Here is a 15,553-nt window from a genome sequence, read left to right as displayed (position 1 = left end):
GGGCTTGACGTGACCGGAGGACCCAACACCCGCCTGAGCGACCTGTTCGGCCTGGCCGGATGGTCGAAGGGTGAACTCGCGAGGCTCGTGAACCGGCAGGCGGCGGCCATGGGCCATCCGCAGCTGGCGACCGACACCTCACGGGTGCGGCGGTGGATCGACATGGGGGAGACCCCGCGCGACCCCGTACCGCGGGTGCTGGCGGCTCTGTTCACCGAGCGGCTCGGCCGTGTCGTGACCACCGAGGACCTCGGGTTCGTACGGAACGGGAGATCGGGCAGACAGAAGGGCGCGCGCGGCGCCGAGAGCGCGGCGAACCCCGACGGCCTTCCCTGGCCGCCCGACCGGACGGCAGCGGTCCTCACTGAATTCACGGGAATGGACCTCATGCTCAACCGACGCGGCTTGGTGGGCGCGGGCGCCGCGCTCGCCGCAGGCTCCGCACTCAGCAGCACCATGCACGACTGGCTGCACACCGACCCCGCACTCGCCCGGGACACCCCCTTCGCCGACACTCCCCTGCACGCCGACCCCGCTGGGTACGACCGTTACGAGGCCGCCCCCATCGGGTCGCAGGAGATCGAGGCGCTGGAGCGTTCCGTCGAAGTGTTCCGCGCCTGGGACGCCGCCCGCGGCGGCGGGCTCCAGCGCAAGGCGGTCGTGGGGCAGCTCAACGAGGTGGGCGGCATGCTCGCCTACCGTCACCCCGACCATCTCCAGCGGCGGCTGTGGGGCGTCGCCGCCAACCTCGCCGTACTCGCCGGCTGGATGTCGCACGACGTCGGCCTCGAACCCACCGCCCAGAAGTACTTCGTCATCGCCGCCCACGCGGCACGTGAGGGCGGCGACCGGCCCCGCGCGGGGGAGGCGCTCTCCCGGGCCGCCCGGCAGATGGTCCATCTGGGCCGCCCGGACGACGCCCTGGATCTGATGAACCTCGCCAAGTCCGGTTCGGGCGAACGGACCCTGCCGCGCACCCGGGCCATGCTCTGCACCATCGAGGCGTGGGCGCAGGCGTCCAAGGGACACGGACAGGCCATGCGCCGGACGCTCGGTGAGGCGGAGGACCTGTTCGTCTCCGACAAGGGCGATGTGCCGCCGCCCAGTTGGATGCAGATGTTCGACGAGGCGGATCTCCACGGCATGGAGGCGCTGGCGTACCGCACCCTGGCCGAGCACGATCCCTCGGCCGCGAACATCGCGCAGCGCCACGCCAGGAAGGCGCTGGAACTGCGCGAGGGCGGACGGCAGCGCTCGAAGATCTTCGACTACATCTCGCTGGCCTCGGCCTGCTTCATCGCCGACGACCCCGAGGAGGCCGACCGCTACGCCCGGCTCGCGCTGGTCTCGATGGGGGAGACCTCGTCGCACCGGACCTGGGACAGGCTGCGGGAGATGTACCGGCTGACGGGACAGTACGCGGGTTACGAGAAGATCGAGGATCTGCGGGAGGAGATCCGGCTGGCCCTGCCCAACAGCCCTTCGAAGAGGGCGAGGGGCGCGGAGATCTAGGGGTGCCGTCGAAGCGGCGTCGTCCGCCCGGAGGGCACGCCAGGCGGACGGGACTCTGACGACATGACCCCGGGCCCGGGGACCCGGGCGCGGTTCACGGCAGGAGCCCGGATCCCCGGAGGACGCCGACGGTGCGGCGAACCCGGCCCGGGGGGACGGGTTTCCTCGCGGGTCACCCGGGGACCGGCCAGGTCCCCGGGGCCCTTCAGGAACCGATCTTCGCGACCATCACACAGGCGTCGTCCTCGCGTCCGTCGCCGCCGAACAGCTCCACGACCGCGCGGACGGCCTCCTGTGCGTCCCGCACCCCGGCCAGCCGGGGCGCCAGCGCGAGCAGACGCCCCGTGTCGCTGTCCTCGGCGGCGCCGGTGCGGGTCAGCCCGTCGGTGTGGAGCAGCAGCACATCGCCGGGGAGCAGTTCCAGCTCGGCCTGCTCGTACTCCGGGCTGGAGGTCGCGCCGAGCAGGACCCCGTCGGGCCGGGTCAGGATCCGCCCCGTCCCGTCACGGAACAGCAGCGGGGCGGGGTGGCCCGCCTGCGCCCACGAAAGAGTGCGGCTCTCCGGATCGAACCGGCAGCACACGGCGCTGCCCAGGGCGGGCTGGGGGGAGGTCTCCATCAGCTGGTTGAGATGGACCATCAGCTGGGCGGGCCCCACCCCCGCCAGGGCCATGCCCCGCAGCGCGCCCAGGAGCATGGCCATCGAGGAGGTGGCCGTCACCCCGTGCCCGGTGAGATCGCCGACGCTCAGCAGGGAGGCGCCCGAGGACAGTTGCAGCGCGTCGTACCAGTCGCCGCCGATCAGCGCGCTGTTCGCGGACGGGAAGTAGCGCGCGGCGACATCCAGTTCGGCGGGGCCGCCGAGCGGAAACCTGAGCGAGCCCTGCCACGGCGGCAGCACCGCCTCCTGCATCTCGACCGCGATCCGGTGCTCCGTGCGCTCGAAGTGCTGCTGGCGGTGGAGGGAGTCACGGCTGTCGCGCACCGCCGCCTCACTGCGCCGCAGCGCGCTGACGTCCCGGATCACCGCCCACATGGAGGCGGTCGAGCCGTCCGCGTCGAGCACGGGCTCGCCTGTCATGTGCACCGTACGGACCTGGCCGTCGGGCCGGACGATCCGGAACTCGCCGTCGATGGGGCGTCCGTCGACCAGTGCGCCGGTGACCAGGACGGTGAGCAGCCCCTGGTCGTCCGGGTGTACCACGGAGGGCAGTTCGTCCAGGGTCATCGGCCCGCTCCCGGGGGAGCGCCCGATGATCCGGTAGAGCTCCTCGGACCAGTTCACCTCGTCGGTGAGGAGATTCCACTCGGCGCTGCCGACCCGGCTGAGCAGCGATCCGGCGCCCTGCGCGTGGTCGGCCTCGTACGCGGTGAGGGCGTCGTCGCCTGCCGCGGCGGGCGTCCCGTCGGGCAGGCCGATCCTCAACTGGTCCAGATGGGCGCCGAGATCGTCGAGCTGATGGACCGCCAGATCACACAGAGCGCGCTGCCAGCGGATGTGCGGATCGTCCTCGTCGACGAGGGTGCCTCTGCGTACGGCATCCACATCGCCGCGCAGCCGGCGGGTCCGGGTGATCAGTGTATCGACCGCGTCGGGGCCTCGCTCCGGCGGCTGCGGGACGGGGCGGTCCGCGAACAGATGGGACGGCATGTCGTACTCCGATACAGGCGTGGCCTCGGCCAGGTCTGGAACGCGCTCCGAGCAATGGACCGTTACGACTCTGGCACAGGCAGCGACAGCTCGTAAGGCATTTGGCAACACTCGACAAGGTGGTGCCCCAGGCATATGCCATGGGCGCGGTTAGTGCGTGTGTTCTGGTGATGATCAGCACCTGTGTACCCTGTCGGACCGCCTGAGCGGAAGAGGCATGTGCCAATGACACCCGTACCGCCCAGCCGAACCGGATACGCGTTGGACGGCCGCCCGTCTGTCGGGCGAGCCTGGAAGCATGGACGACCACACGAAAAAGGCGGTCGAGGCCGTCCTGGCCGGGGAGCTGCGCCTGCTCGACCCCCGGGTGCGAGCCGAGCCCGGAGCGGTCCTCGCGCTGCTCGACCCCGAGTTCTTCGAATGCGGCTCGTCGGGCAGGCGCTGGGACCGTACCTCGGTGCACGAGGCGCTCGCACCGGAGGGGCGGGACGGCGACGGAGGGGGCGGCGAACGGGCCTCGGCCGTATGGGTCACCGGGCTGACCGGCACCCTGGCCGCGCCCGGACTCGTCCATGTCACCTATGTGTCCGACAGCGGTGGCCGCCGGGTCCTCCGCAGCTCCCTGTGGCGCGAGACGGCCGAGGGCTGGCGTATGTACTTCCACCAGGGAACACCGACCGGCCCCTCCTGACCCGGTGCGGGACTCCCGTCCGGGTCCACGGCCGCGGGGGAGCCGTACCCCGGGATCCGCGCGACTCCCGCCCTCCTTCGCCGTGGGCGCGCACGGGGCCCGGCCCGTTCGGCCGCGGTTGCCCGCCACGGCGGCGCGGCCGAGGAACGCCGGACGGGCCCGCTTCTCCGGCTTGTTGAGCTCCGGGCCGAGTTCGAGACCGGCCCGGCGCGTCCGCTCGACGGCCACAACGGCGACGAGGACCTGCCGCTGCGGCCCGACACCGAGCGCCACGAACTGCGGTCCGTACCGCGCCGTCACGGCGGCGGGCATCTCGTCCACGAGGTCGGGGCGGCGCTGCCGGGTCTGCTGCGCGACCCCTCGGGGGCGTACGTGCGGATCGTCCGCGACGCCGCGAGGACCCGTACCCTCACCTCGTACGCCCGCAGGGAACTCCCCCTCCCCGAGGGTCGTGTCCACGCCCTCGGCTCCCGGCGCGCGGCGGTCTGAGCGCGGTCCCGTCCGGCTCGGGGGCGGGGTGTTCCTCCCCTGTCCGTGAAGGAGGCACCGTGACCGGCACCCCGCGGTTCACTCTCGCCACTGTTGTGCTCGACTGCCGGGACGCCCATGCTCTCGCCGACTTCTACCGGCGGCTGCTCGGCTGGGAGTTCACGGCGCGCGAACCGGACTGGGTTCTGCTCCGCGACCCCGGCGGCGGGGTCGGGATCGCCGTCCAGGGTGAGGAGGGGTACGAGCCGCCGCGATGGCCCGAGGAGCCGGGAGCCCAGCAGAAGATGCTCCATCTCGACATCCGGGTCGGAGACCTGGAGTCCGCGGCCCGCCATGCCGTCTCCCTCGGCGCGCGTGAGGCGGAGGTCCAGCCGCAGGACGACGTCCGGGTGATGTTCGATCCCGCGGGCCATCCCTTCTGCCTGTTCACCGCCGCGTAGGGGCCGCCGGCGAACGGGGGTGCGCCGGGACGGCGGGCACTCGGCGCGGATGAGGTGCATGTAATACTCTCTGCATGTCTTCACCTATGACGGACGTCGATCCGGTGGCACCCGGGGACGGCGTACGGATCGTGCGCGCGACCGCCCGTGACGCCAGGCGGCTCACCGCCATGGTGCGCCGCTCGCGGGCGTACGAGGGCCGGTACGCCTCGATCGTCAGCGGGTGCACGGTGGGTCCCGACTATATCGAGGCCCACCAGGTCCATATGGCCGTCGCCGGGGACGGAGCCCTGCTCGGTTTCTACGCCCTGCTGCTGACCCCGCCCGAACTGGATCTGCTGTTCGTCGCGGACTCGGCGCAGGGCCACGGCCTCGGCCGACGGCTGGTCGCCCATATGCTCGGCGAGGCCCGCCGCGCGGAGCTGTCCTCCGTACGTGTCGTCTCGCACCCGCCCGCCGAGGGCTTCTACCGCGGCGTCGGCGCCCGGCGGACCGGCACCGTCCTGGCCAACCCGCCCGTCGTGGCGTGGGACCGGCCCGAACTCTTCTTCCCGGTCAGCGGATAGCCCCCGGCCGGGCGGGCGGAGTGTCCGCGCGGAGCCGTACTGCGGGCCATCGCGCCGTATGCACCGACCTCACGACCGTGTACGGCGCGGATCCGGGTCATACGGACCCGCGTCCGGCCGTCCCGTTCGGCGGCCGTCGCCCGGCGGACGGTCCGAACCGCCGGGCCGCCGTGACCTGCTGAACCGGACCGCGACCCGCCGAGCACCCGCCGAGGAGGCCGTGTCCGGTCGAGCCGGCACGGGCCCGCCGGGTCCGGCCGCGACCCACGGAACCGGGTCCGCCGGCCCGAAGGACTGGGCCCAGCCGACTCCGCCGACCCTGCCGGAATCCGCCACCGCCCGCCGAAGCCGACTGCGCCCCTGCCCGGGCCGGTGTCACACGACGCCGGCCCGGACGGTCGTCAGACCGTTCCTTCAGGCCGCCCCCCTCACACCACCGCGCCCGACTTGTCGCGCTTGACCGCCCGTGCGGGCCGGGCGCCGGGCTTGTCGGGGCGCCGGATCTGGAGGATCACCGCCAGCGGCATCGCGGTGAACACCGTCGACGCGATACCCACCACCACACCCGCCAGCAGCGCGATGGAGAAGTCGGTCAGCGAGTCCCCGCCGAGCACGGCGAGCGCGATCAGCACGAACAGCGCGCCCATGCCCGTGTTGACGGTACGCGGCAGGGTCTGGGCGACCGCCTTGTCCGCGAGTTCGGGCCACGCCCCGCGCGGCGAGGCACGCCGCAGTTCCCGCAGCCGGTCGAGAACGACCACCGTGTCGTTGACCGAGTAGCCGACCACGGTCAGCAGCGCCGCGAGGAACACACTGTCCACCGGCTTGCCGAGCCAGGCGAACAGACCCACCACCAGCAGCACGTCCTGCACCATCGCGGCGACCGCCGAGGCCGCGAACGTCCAGCGGAACCGGATCGTGAGGTACGCGAGCTGGGCGGCCACCGCCACCCCGAGCGCGATCAGCGCCTGCGTACGCAGCTCGCTGCCGAGACTCGGCCCGATGAACTCGTCCCGCTCCACGGTCGCGCCGCCCGCGACCTCGCCCAGCGACTCGCGGATCTCCTCCTGCTCCTGGTTGGTGATCTCACCGGTCCGTACGGTGATCCCGTCCTCGCCCGACGACTGCACGACGGCGCGGGGGAATCCGGCGTCCGCGACGGCCTGGCGCGCGGTGTCCGCGTCGACGGTCCGCTCGGTGGCGTACTGCATCACACGCCCGCCCGTGAACTCGACGCCGAACTCCAGTCCGCGCACCCCGATCCCGGCGAGCGCGAACAGCAGCAGCCCCCCGCAGATCGCGAGCCAGCGCCTGCGGTTGCGCATCAGCCGGGGCGGGTGCTTCTCCAGCCGGGTCCGCAGCCGGCCCTTGGAGGTGATGCCCGTGATCGACGGCCGCTTGGTGACCCAGGAGCGCCGGACCGCCCAGTCCGCCAGCAGCCGGGTGATCACCATCGCCGAGATCAGCGAGGCCAGGACACCGATGGCGAGCGTCACACCGAAACCCTTGACCGGCCCGATCGCGAAGACGAACAGCAGACCGGCCGCGAGCAGGGTCGTCACATGGGAGTCGGTGATCGCGCTCCACGCCTTGCTGAACCCGGTCCGCAGCGGCCGGCGCAGATCGGGGGTGCGGGTACTCGGCCGTACGTACTCCTCCCGCGCCCGTTCGAAGACGAGCACGTTCGCGTCGACGGCGATACCGATGGCGAGGACGAATCCGGCGAGTCCCGGCAGGGTGAGGGTCGCGCCGAGCGCGATGACGGCCGCGTACGAGATCAGCCCGTACAGCGCGAGCGCGATCGTGGCGAGCAGGCCCAGCAGCCGGTAGACGGCGATGATGAAGAGTCCGGTGCAGACCAGGCCGATCACCGCCGCCAGCGCACTGGCCTTGATCGCGTCCGCGCCGAGGGTCGGGCCCACGATGCTCTGCTCGACGGCGGTCACCGGTACCGGCAGCGCGCCGCCCTTGACCAGAGCCGCGAGATCACGCGCGTCCGCACTGCTGAAGCCACCCGTGATCTGCGCCGAGCCGCCGGTGATGCCGGTCTTGCACGGCACCGACTGCTCCATACCGGGCGCCGACACGATCTTGTCGTCGAGCACGATCGCGACCCGGCGCGCGGGGTCGCCGGGCGCGGCACAGGCCGCCTCGCCGGTGACCCGGGCCCAGTCCTTGCCCGCGTCGCCGCGGAAGGACAGGTCGACCGTCCAGCCACGGCCCGTCTGGCCGTCGAAGGTCGCCTCGGCGTCCTTGACGCCGTCCCCGGTCAGTGCGGGCGGCCCGAGCTTGAGGAAGCCCCCCGGCGTGTCGGGGTCGGGCAGCACCCGGGAGCCGTCGGCCGCGGGCGCGCTCTGCGGGCCCGCCGTCGCCTGCTGTACGGGGTGGAAGGTGAGCTGGGCGGTCTTGCCGATGACCTCGGCGGCCTTACGGGGGTCCTGCACACCGGGCAGTTCGACGACGATGCGCTTCTCGCCCGAGCGGGCGAGCGACGGCTCGGCCACCCCGAGCGCGTCCACCCGCTGGCGCAGCACCTCCAGCGCGCGGTCGGTGGCCGCCGCGTCGGCCTTCACGGTGGGGGTGTCCCGGGTCTCCAGGACGATCCGGGTGCCGCCCTTCAGATCGAGCCCGAGGCGCGGTGAGGTGGTCAGGGCGATGTACAGCGATACGGCGACGACGGCGAGCGCGGCCAGCGCACGCCAGAACGTGGCACGAGAAGACATGAGTACTCCACGGGCAGCACACGGACGCCGGGCGTCCGCGGGACACGGAGGTCGCGTGGCGCGCGAGGGCGCGGCACGCGGGGGCTGAGAGCGCCGCCGCGCGACGGTCCCCGGGCATGCCGGGGACCGGGACGGCGGACGCCTGGAACGTCAGCTGCTCCGGGTGGAGGGGGGTGCGCGGGTGCTGCGGGGGCCGTACGGAGAGTGGGGCGGGGCCCGCTCCTGGCGGGGGCCCACCACCTCGCCGCGCAGCAGGGTCCGTTCGTACGCGAAGTCCACGGCGCCCGCGGGTACCGGCGGCGCGGTGGGCGGACGGCTGCCCGCGTCGGTGGCCACCACCTCGTGGACGGCGGTGACCGGGGTGCGCCGGGCCTCGGTCCGCACGGCGGAGGCGCCGCGCTGCGGGCCCTCGGCGCGGGCCGGGGAGGCCGGGGTCACGGTGACGGGCCCGGCGGCGGAACCGCCGGACGCCGGGGCCGCGCCCACGAGCGCGAGCAGGGTGACCCACACGCCGAGCAGCAGGGACGGGAGGGCGGTCGCCAGGAGGAGACGTACGCGCTGGTGCACCGGTCCCCCCTCGTCGCCGTCTCCCGGGGGCCGTCCGTGCGGCCACGGGGCCTGTCCGTGCGGACTGTCCGTCCGGACACAGCGTAGGCGACGCGGCCGGGCGCCGGGGCGTGCGGGCCCGGTTCGACGGGTGGCGGGCCGCTCCGGGGAGGGAACCCGGACATGACGAGGGCCGGTGGCCCCCCACCGACAGGGGAACACCGGCCCTCGCCGGTCCTAGGGCGTGTATCGAAAGTCCCGCCTGGCCTGCGACGCCCAGCACGCACACTCGCTGCGTTGTCGGAATCGCCCAAGTACGTCCGGTACGAGGGCGACCCTCCGCCTTGCGATTGCACGCACCGGACGCCGCAGGCCCCGCCCTCCGGGCGGACGGCGCTACTTTCGATACACGCCTAGTAGACGCTCACCCCGTAGGCGCTCAGCGCCTCCGTGACGGGCTGGAAGAACGTGGTGCCGCCCGAGGAGCAGTCGCCGCTGCCGCCCGAGGTCAGACCGAGGGCGGTCGAGCCGGCGAACAGGGCGCCGCCGCTGTCGCCGGGCTCGGCGCAGACCGTGGTCTGGATCAGACCGTGGACGATGTCGCCCCCGCCGTAGTTCACGGTGGCGTTCAGCCCGGTCACTCTGCCGCCGCGCAGTCCGGTGGTGCTGCCGCTGCGCTGGACGGACTGGCCCACGGAGGCGTTGCCCGCGGAGGTGATGTCCCGGTACGAGCCGTTGTACAGGGAGACCCTGCCGTCGGCGGCCGACGCGCTGGAGTGGCGGATGATGCCGTAGTCGTCGCCGGGGAAGCTGGAGCCCGCGCGGCTGCCCAGCAGGGTGGTGCCCGACGCGTTGGTGTACCAGGTGCTGCCGCCGTTGGTGCAGTGGCCGGCGGTGAGCGCGTAGTAGGTGTTTCCGCTGCGGACGTTGAAGCCGAGCGAGCACCGCCCGCCGCCTCCGTAGATGGCCTGGCCGCCCGCGATCAGCTTGCCGAACGTGCCGGGGACGCGCTTGATCTCCAGTGCGCCGGCCCGGTTGCCCGCGGCCTCGCGGATCTCGGACAGTTCAGCGGCCGAGACGCTCTGGTCGGCGGTGACGACGAGCCTGCCGGTCGAGGCGTCGGTGTACCAGGCGGTGCCCGCGATGTCCGCGCCGAGGACGGCGTCGCTCACCCGGGCGAGCTGGGCCCCGGTGGCCCGGGCGCCGCCGCCGGACTCGGCGACGGCGCTGGGGGCGGCAAGCGCGGAGACGGTCACCAGACCGGCCGCGACGGCGATCAGCCGTGCGCGCCTGGGGACGCTGCCGAGGGGGGAGGTGCGCTTGATCTTCACTGCTGGTCCTCCGGTGAGGGTTCCGGGGGCCCGCTGGGGCGGGCCCGTACGAGCGCCGCCGACGGACCCAACCCCAGTTCGGTCATGACCCTGTCAAGTGGCGCGCTAGGAATCCTGACCTCCGGATGCTGTCGGCAACAAGGACGCCTTTCGGCCCCTCTACGCGCGTCCAGCATTGGTGTAGACCGTTCGTCGTGCCGGGGCCACCGTGCCGTGGGGGCGCGCGCACGCCGGAGGGCTCCGGCTCCGGCGCCCCGGGCGACGGCCGGTGGGCCGTGGGAGAGGGGAGCGCCCGTGCGGCCTCCCGGGGAGCCCGGATGCCGCCCCGGACGCCGTCCTCGCTGCTCAGCGCGGTGTCCCCGGCGGGCGTGGAGGCCGGTGCGGCGGGATGCCGGTCACCGTGCGCGGCGGGGTTTTCGAGCGCCGCGACCGGCGGATTCCGGTCCGCTGTCAGGCTTGTGGAGCGGTCGTGCGGGCGGCGGCGGGAGAGCCCGTGGCATGCGGCTTTCCGCGGTACGGGGGAGAGGAGGCCGGTCGATTTGAGCCGATCGGGCTGCTTCGGCCGCCGCGTAGAGGTGTCCGGATCCTTGCGGTTCCGCGGAGGGCCCGTCGCTCCGGGTGGTGGCACGGCCCGGGTGCGACTCCGCCGTTCCGGCGGGAAGGGGGAGGGAGAGTCGCTTCCGGGGCGCGGTCCCTCGAACGCGATGCGCGGTCCCGGCCGACCGGGTCGTTGCCCGGGCCCGCGTCGCCGCCTGTGCCCGGGGCGTGGCCGGTCCCGGTCCCGGTCGGCCCCCGTCCTGTCCCGGCCCCTGTCCCGTCCCGGCCGAGGCCGCGCACGGGCCGGCGGTGACGGTGGGACGCGTGCGCCCCGCCCGCTTCAGCCGCACCGATAGGAGAACCGGGTGGTGGCCCGGTGCGACGACGGCGAGAGGATCTCCAGCCGGGCGCTCGCGGACGACCGTCCCTCGCCCCGGAAGGTCCACAGCAGATGCAGCCGCGCCTGCTTCTGGCCGTGCGTCAGCTTCTCCCGCAGCCGCCCCGACGTGGTGCCGTCGCTGCGCAGCCAGCGGTAGACGAGGGTGCCGGGCCGCCCGTTGGTGTCCACCACCCCCACGACGTCCGCCGTGCTGTCGCATCCCAGTTCACCCACCGTGGTGGTGACGGCCACCCGCTCCACGGCGATCCCGGGGCCGTAGTGCTGCCAGAGCAGAAAGGCGGTCACCGCCGCCAGCACCACGGCGGCCAGGGTGTAGCGGCGCAGTCCGCGGCGGCGCCGGGGCGCCCCGGGACCGCCGGGCCGGCCCGCCAGGGTGCCGTGCCAGATCTCCGCGGTGGTGTGGTGGGGCGTACGGCCGCCGTGGCCGAGCGCCGTCACCCCGGGGCCGAAGCGCAGCACCTCGCCCTCCACCCGGTCCGGTGCGGCCCCGGAGGGACCGGACCGCGGGCCGCCCGCCGCCGGCGCCGTCTCCCCGGAGGCGTGCCGGGTCCCCGGCCCCTCGAACCAGTGGCTCCCCAGCGCCGTCGCGCTGTAGTCGTCGCTCCCGGGGGCGGGCGGTACGGCTCCGTCCTCCCCGGGCGGGTCGCCGGAAGGCCGCGCGGCCGGGTCCTCGGGCCGGTGGCCCCGGTGTTCGCGGCCGTGATCGCGGTGGTAGGGGACGCGCGGATCGCTCATGTGATCACGCAGGCGTCAAACTGCCGTGTCGAACTCCCGTTCGCGGCGGCGGGTTCCGTCGTGGCCCGCACGCTCCGGTAGCACCCGGCCCGCCCCTGGTAGGTGTGGGAGACCGGGAAGGTGTAGCTCGTCGCCCCCTCGCGCCGGTGACTGTCCGAGCCGGTCGGTGTGCCCGGCTCCCCCGGCACGTCGCCGGCGTACCACGTGACCAGCACGGTCACGGGACCGGTTCCGTCCGTGGTGACGGTGATCGTCGAGGTCGCCGTCGCCCCGGTCACCACGGGAGCCGAGACGGACACGGCCCGCACCTTCGTCGGCGCGGACGGCGGTGCGCTCGGTTCCGGTGATGCCGGGGGTGTTGTCGGGCCGGTCGTCACCGGTGGTCCGGACGTGCCCGTTGAGGGCGAGGGCGAGGGAGTGGCGGGGTCCGTCACCGTGCCGTCCGACGGGGAAGGGGACGGGGAGGCCGACGGTGAAGGGCCGGCCTCCTCCGACGGTTCCCCGGCCGACGGCGGCGCCGCGGGTGGGTCCGCGCTGGTCGTGGCGAGGCTCTGCGCGCTCGTCCGTGCCGAACCGCCCTGCTCGATGCCTGTGCCGAGGGCCACGAGCGCGGCGACGGCGAGAGCGGCCGCAGCGGTCACGGCTCCCCGCAGCCCCGGACTCCAGATGTCGCTCCAGCCGCCCCCGAGCGCCGTGGTCGCGGTATCCGCCGTCCCGGCCGCCCGGCTCGCGGCCGAGGGGAACAGCAGCGGCAGCAGGGCCGCGAGCGCGGCCAGCTTCCGCTGCCCGCGCTCCTCCCAGTCGGGCCCGTACGCCGAGCGGGCGATCTCCTCCAGCTCCGCCACGAACACCGCGGCGTTCGCGGGCCGCTCCTCGGCCGACTTCGCCAGCCCGCGCCGGACCAGCGGGCGCACCGGCTCGGGCGCCTCCCCGTCGGGGACGGGCGCGTCGAGGTGCTGGAGCGCCAGCTCGGCGATGTTCTCCCCGGTGTACGGCTTGCGCCCGGTCAGACACTCGAAGAACGTCGCCGTCGCCGCGTACACATCGGCCGCGGGGGAGGCGGGCTCCCCGTTCCACTGCTCGGGTGCCATGTACGCGGGGGTGCCGGCCACCCCGGGCGTGGTGCCTCGCCCGGCGGCGATCCCGAAATCGACCAGCTTCGACGAGCCGTCCGCCGCGACCAGCACGTTCTCCGGCTTGTAGTCGCGGTGCACCACCCCCGCCCGGTGTGCGGCCGCCAGCCCCAGCAGTGATCCCTTGAGGACCACCAGCGCCGCCTCGGGACCGGTGGTGCCCTCCTGCCTCAGCAGGGCGCGCAGCGCGATCCCGTCGACCAGCTCCATCACGATGGCGGCGCCGCCCGGTGCCTCCACGTACTCGTACAGGCCCACGACGTACGGCGAGCGGAGTGCGCCCAGCAGACGGGCCTCCGCCCTGAACACCCGTACGAACGCGGCGTCCGACCGCAGTCTCCCGCTCAGGTACTTGACCGCCACGGGAACGCCGGTCGCGTCGTGGACGGCCAGAACGACCCGTCCGCTGCCGCCCGAGCCCAGCTCCCGGGACTCCGTGTATCCGGGCACCGCCCACGCGTTCATCCCGCCCCCTCGGTGTGTCCCCCGTACCGTGCGCGGTCGTGCCGCACGGTAGCCCACCTTCTCTCCTCAGCGCAGACACGATTGCGCCATGCCCGGTTCCCGCCGGGCCTCCCGCGCCGCCGGGGATGCGTCCCGCCGTGTCCCGGGGCACGGTGGAGGCATGCCCCCGCACCCGCCGGTCATCGTCCACCCGCCGTCGCCCGGCGGGGGCCGCAGGGTGACCATCAACGGCCGGATCGCCGGCCTCGCGCACGGCCGCGGCGAGCTGGCCGAGCTGCTCCGCAAGGGTCTCGGGTCCCGGGAGGAGGTCATCGACCTCCTCGACGGGGACCTGATCGAATGGCGCGGGGGCGGCGTGGACGACTGGCCCCCGCCGTAGCCGCGTGACGGGAGTGGACGCGCCGCCGCGCCGCGGCGGACGTGCCCCGAGCCCACCCCGCGGCCCCGGCACCCCGTCCTCGTCCCTGATGCGGCCCGGCGGGCGGCTCGTCCCGCCGGTTTCCGGCCCTGAATACGCCGGTGGCCGGCTGCCCGCGGCTGCGGACTCTCACACCTGTCCCACCGGGGCTGCGGGCCCGGCCGGACGAACGTGTCCGCCGCCTCCGGCGTACGCGCAGGACCGGTGCGGGCAGCGGACGGTGGCCTCACACCGGGGGGATCCTGGTGAAGCGCCCGGCGACATGGAGGTCCGCCTCGATCGCCGCGGCCGTCGACCGCAGCTCGGGCAGCACCTCCGTGAGGCACTGCTCCACCGTGCGCCTGCTGCTGTGCATACCGACGTTGACCGAGGCGACCGTCCGCCCCGCGAGATCGCGCACGGGCACGGCGAGCGAGCGGAGCCCCTCCTCCAGTTCCTCGTCGACCAGGGCGTATCCCTCCCGCGCGACCCGTTCGACGACCCGCTCCAGCTCCGGTACGGAGATGACGGTCCGCGGTGTCAGCGCACGCCGTTCGGTACGGGCCAGCAGCTCGGCGCGCTCCTGGGCGGGGAGTCCGGCCAGCAGGACCCGGCCCATGGACGCCGCGTACGCCGGGAACCTGGTCCCGATCCGGATGTCGACGCTCATGATGCGGCTGGTCGCGATGCGCGCCGTGTACTGGATCGCGTCGCCGTCCAGCACGGCCAGCGACGCCGAGTCGTGCACCCGCCGGACGAGCGCGGCCAGATGGGGCGAGGCGATCTCGGAGAGGGTCAGGCGCGACAGCGGCGGACAGCCGAGGCCCAGGACCGCGGGGGTGAGGCGGAAGTCCCGCCCCCGTGACTCCACGTACCCCAGGTGCTCCAGGGTGATCAGGGAGCGGCGGGCGGTGGCGCGGGCGAGCCCGGTGGCCTCGGCGACGGCCGAGAGGGTCAGCTCCGCGCGCCCCTCGCCGAAGGCGGTGATCACGGTGAGCCCGCGGGCCAGCGACTCCACGAACCCGGCCCCCAACTCCTGCTTCGACGCGTCGGTCCAGTCCGCGAGCCCCCGCAGGGGCTCCGGCACCGGCGGCCCCGTCTCGGCCAGCCGTCTCTCCATCGCGGCCACGGCCGTACGCGCCCGGGGCAGCAGGGACTCGCGCAGCGAACCGGCGCTGTGGCGGCTGGTGTGGCTGACGACGCTCACCGCGCAGACCACCCCGCCGTCAGGGCCGCGCACCGGCAGGGCGAGGGCGATCAGGCCCGGTTCGAGCAGCTGGTCGTCCAGGGCCCAGCCCCGCTCGGCCGCCTCGGCCGCGCGCTGCTCGAACGAGGGGTCCCCGGGCCCGGTGCGCGAGGGCGGCAGTCCGGGGGAGAAGGCCCGGCCGCTCTCGTCCGGCTCCCGCCGCGCCCGCCACCGCTCCCACGCGTCCGCGTCCCATCCGGCGGCGAACACCGTGCCCTGAGCGGTGCGTTCGGCGGGCAGCAGGTCGCCGATGCGGAAGGTGAGCGACATGGCGCGCCGACGGGTGGTCTGGTGGACGAAACGGATCCCGTCACCGTCGGGCACCGCCAGCGACACCGACTCGTCCAGCTCCTCCGCGAGCCGCTCCGCCTGCGGCCCCAGCGGGCCCGGCAGCCGGATCGCGGCCAGATAGGCGTTGCCCAGCTCCATCAGCCGGGGCGCGAGCACGGCGGTGTGCCCGTCCAGCCGCAGATGGCCCATCCGCGCCAGCGTGGCGGTGATCCGGTCGACGGTGGAGCGGGCGAGCCCCGTGGCGCGTACGAGATCGCCGACCGCCGCCCGGCCGCCGGCGTCGGTGATGACACGCAGCACGGTCAGACCGCGCGTCAGCGGTCCCACGGCCTCGGGGGGCGCCGTGTCGTCGGTCGGGGTCAAGGCGGCCATCTGGCCCTCCGTACGGCTCATGCGGTGG

At 74.2% G+C, this 15,553-nt stretch carries 12 protein-coding genes; 5 read left to right on the top strand and 7 right to left on the bottom strand.

Features of this window, described 5'->3' with window-relative positions; genetic code table 11:
• The first annotated feature begins 9 nt into the window (after nucleotides 1-9).
• Nucleotides 10-1,512 carry a hypothetical protein gene (locus tag ACFYT4_RS21500; RefSeq protein ID WP_389271153.1) on the top strand — a complete coding sequence of 501 codons (1,503 nt, stop codon included), beginning with the start codon at nucleotides 10-12 and terminating at the stop codon, nucleotides 1,510-1,512.
• A 205-nt stretch (nucleotides 1,513-1,717) separates the two neighbouring features.
• Here the strand turns inward: ACFYT4_RS21500 and ACFYT4_RS21495 are convergent, their stop codons facing one another.
• Entirely contained in the window at nucleotides 1,718-3,163 is a 1,446-nt protein-coding gene (locus ACFYT4_RS21495; RefSeq protein WP_389271150.1) for a PP2C family protein-serine/threonine phosphatase, read from the bottom strand.
• Nucleotides 3,164-3,461: 298 nt separating this feature from the next.
• Here ACFYT4_RS21495 and ACFYT4_RS21490 point away from each other — a divergent pair, with 298 nt between their 5' ends.
• The 3 genes from ACFYT4_RS21490 (at nucleotide 3,462) to ACFYT4_RS21480 (ending at nucleotide 5,349) form a co-directional block, all read left to right on the top strand.
• A complete protein-coding gene (locus ACFYT4_RS21490) occupies nucleotides 3,462-3,854 on the top strand; it encodes a DUF4440 domain-containing protein (RefSeq protein WP_389271147.1) in 393 nt (130 codons plus the stop codon).
• 548 nt (nucleotides 3,855-4,402) lie between these two features.
• A complete protein-coding gene (locus ACFYT4_RS21485; RefSeq protein WP_389271144.1) occupies nucleotides 4,403-4,783 on the top strand; it encodes a VOC family protein in 381 nt (126 codons plus the stop codon).
• A gap of 74 nt (nucleotides 4,784-4,857) precedes the next feature.
• Entirely contained in the window at nucleotides 4,858-5,349 is a 492-nt protein-coding gene (locus ACFYT4_RS21480) for a GNAT family N-acetyltransferase (RefSeq protein ID WP_389271141.1), read from the top strand.
• Nucleotides 5,350-5,777: 428 nt separating this feature from the next.
• Here ACFYT4_RS21480 and secD read toward each other — a convergent pair whose 3' ends face one another.
• From secD to ACFYT4_RS21455, 5 genes are all read right to left on the bottom strand, one after another.
• Nucleotides 5,778-8,072, bottom strand: coding sequence for a protein translocase subunit SecD (gene secD / locus ACFYT4_RS21475; protein ID WP_389271138.1), 2,295 nt, complete (start codon nucleotides 8,070-8,072; stop codon nucleotides 5,778-5,780).
• Between the two features lie 150 nt (nucleotides 8,073-8,222).
• A complete protein-coding gene (locus ACFYT4_RS21470; protein ID WP_389271135.1) occupies nucleotides 8,223-8,639 on the bottom strand; it encodes a hypothetical protein in 417 nt (138 codons plus the stop codon).
• 392 nt (nucleotides 8,640-9,031) lie between these two features.
• A complete protein-coding gene (locus ACFYT4_RS21465) occupies nucleotides 9,032-9,949 on the bottom strand; it encodes a S1 family peptidase (protein ID WP_389271132.1) in 918 nt (305 codons plus the stop codon).
• Nucleotides 9,950-10,826: 877 nt separating this feature from the next.
• Entirely contained in the window at nucleotides 10,827-11,621 is a 795-nt protein-coding gene (locus ACFYT4_RS21460) for a hypothetical protein (protein ID WP_389271129.1), read from the bottom strand.
• On the bottom strand, nucleotides 11,618-13,219 hold the full coding sequence (locus ACFYT4_RS21455) for a serine/threonine-protein kinase (protein WP_389271126.1): 1,602 nt from the start codon (nucleotides 13,217-13,219) through the stop codon (nucleotides 11,618-11,620). The genes ACFYT4_RS21460 and ACFYT4_RS21455 overlap by 4 nt, the downstream gene beginning before the upstream one ends.
• A gap of 160 nt (nucleotides 13,220-13,379) precedes the next feature.
• Between ACFYT4_RS21455 and ACFYT4_RS21450 the strand changes: the two genes are divergently transcribed.
• On the top strand, nucleotides 13,380-13,598 hold the full coding sequence (locus ACFYT4_RS21450) for a hypothetical protein (RefSeq protein WP_389271123.1): 219 nt from the start codon (nucleotides 13,380-13,382) through the stop codon (nucleotides 13,596-13,598).
• A gap of 265 nt (nucleotides 13,599-13,863) precedes the next feature.
• Here ACFYT4_RS21450 and ACFYT4_RS21445 read toward each other — a convergent pair whose 3' ends face one another.
• Nucleotides 13,864-15,546 (bottom strand): IclR family transcriptional regulator C-terminal domain-containing protein, encoded by a 1,683-nt coding sequence (locus tag ACFYT4_RS21445; RefSeq protein WP_389271120.1) that lies wholly within the window; start codon nucleotides 15,544-15,546, stop codon nucleotides 13,864-13,866.
• Nucleotides 15,547-15,553: the final 7 nt, after the last annotated feature.

The organism is Streptomyces sp. NPDC004609, assembly GCF_042873655.1.
Taxonomy (GTDB): Bacteria; Actinomycetota; Actinomycetes; order Streptomycetales; family Streptomycetaceae; genus Streptomyces.
The sequence above is the reverse complement of the archived record's forward strand: the minus strand, read 5'-3'. Positions and strand labels throughout refer to the sequence as shown.

Coding starts and splice junctions, on each gene's coding strand:
- ACFYT4_RS21445 (WP_389271120.1), bottom strand. CDS start 15,546: ATGAGCCGTACGGAGGGCCAGATGGCCGCCTTGACCCCGACCGACGAC.
- ACFYT4_RS21495 (WP_389271150.1), bottom strand. CDS start 3,163: ATGCCGTCCCATCTGTTCGCGGACCGCCCCGTCCCGCAGCCGCCGGAG.
- secD (WP_389271138.1), bottom strand. CDS start 8,072: ATGTCTTCTCGTGCCACGTTCTGGCGTGCGCTGGCCGCGCTCGCCGTC.
- ACFYT4_RS21455 (WP_389271126.1), bottom strand. CDS start 13,219: ATGAACGCGTGGGCGGTGCCCGGATACACGGAGTCCCGGGAGCTGGGC.
- ACFYT4_RS21450 (WP_389271123.1), top strand. CDS start 13,380: ATGCCCCCGCACCCGCCGGTCATCGTCCACCCGCCGTCGCCCGGCGGG.
- ACFYT4_RS21460 (WP_389271129.1), bottom strand. CDS start 11,621: ATGAGCGATCCGCGCGTCCCCTACCACCGCGATCACGGCCGCGAACAC.
- ACFYT4_RS21480 (WP_389271141.1), top strand. CDS start 4,858: ATGTCTTCACCTATGACGGACGTCGATCCGGTGGCACCCGGGGACGGC.
- ACFYT4_RS21490 (WP_389271147.1), top strand. CDS start 3,462: ATGGACGACCACACGAAAAAGGCGGTCGAGGCCGTCCTGGCCGGGGAG.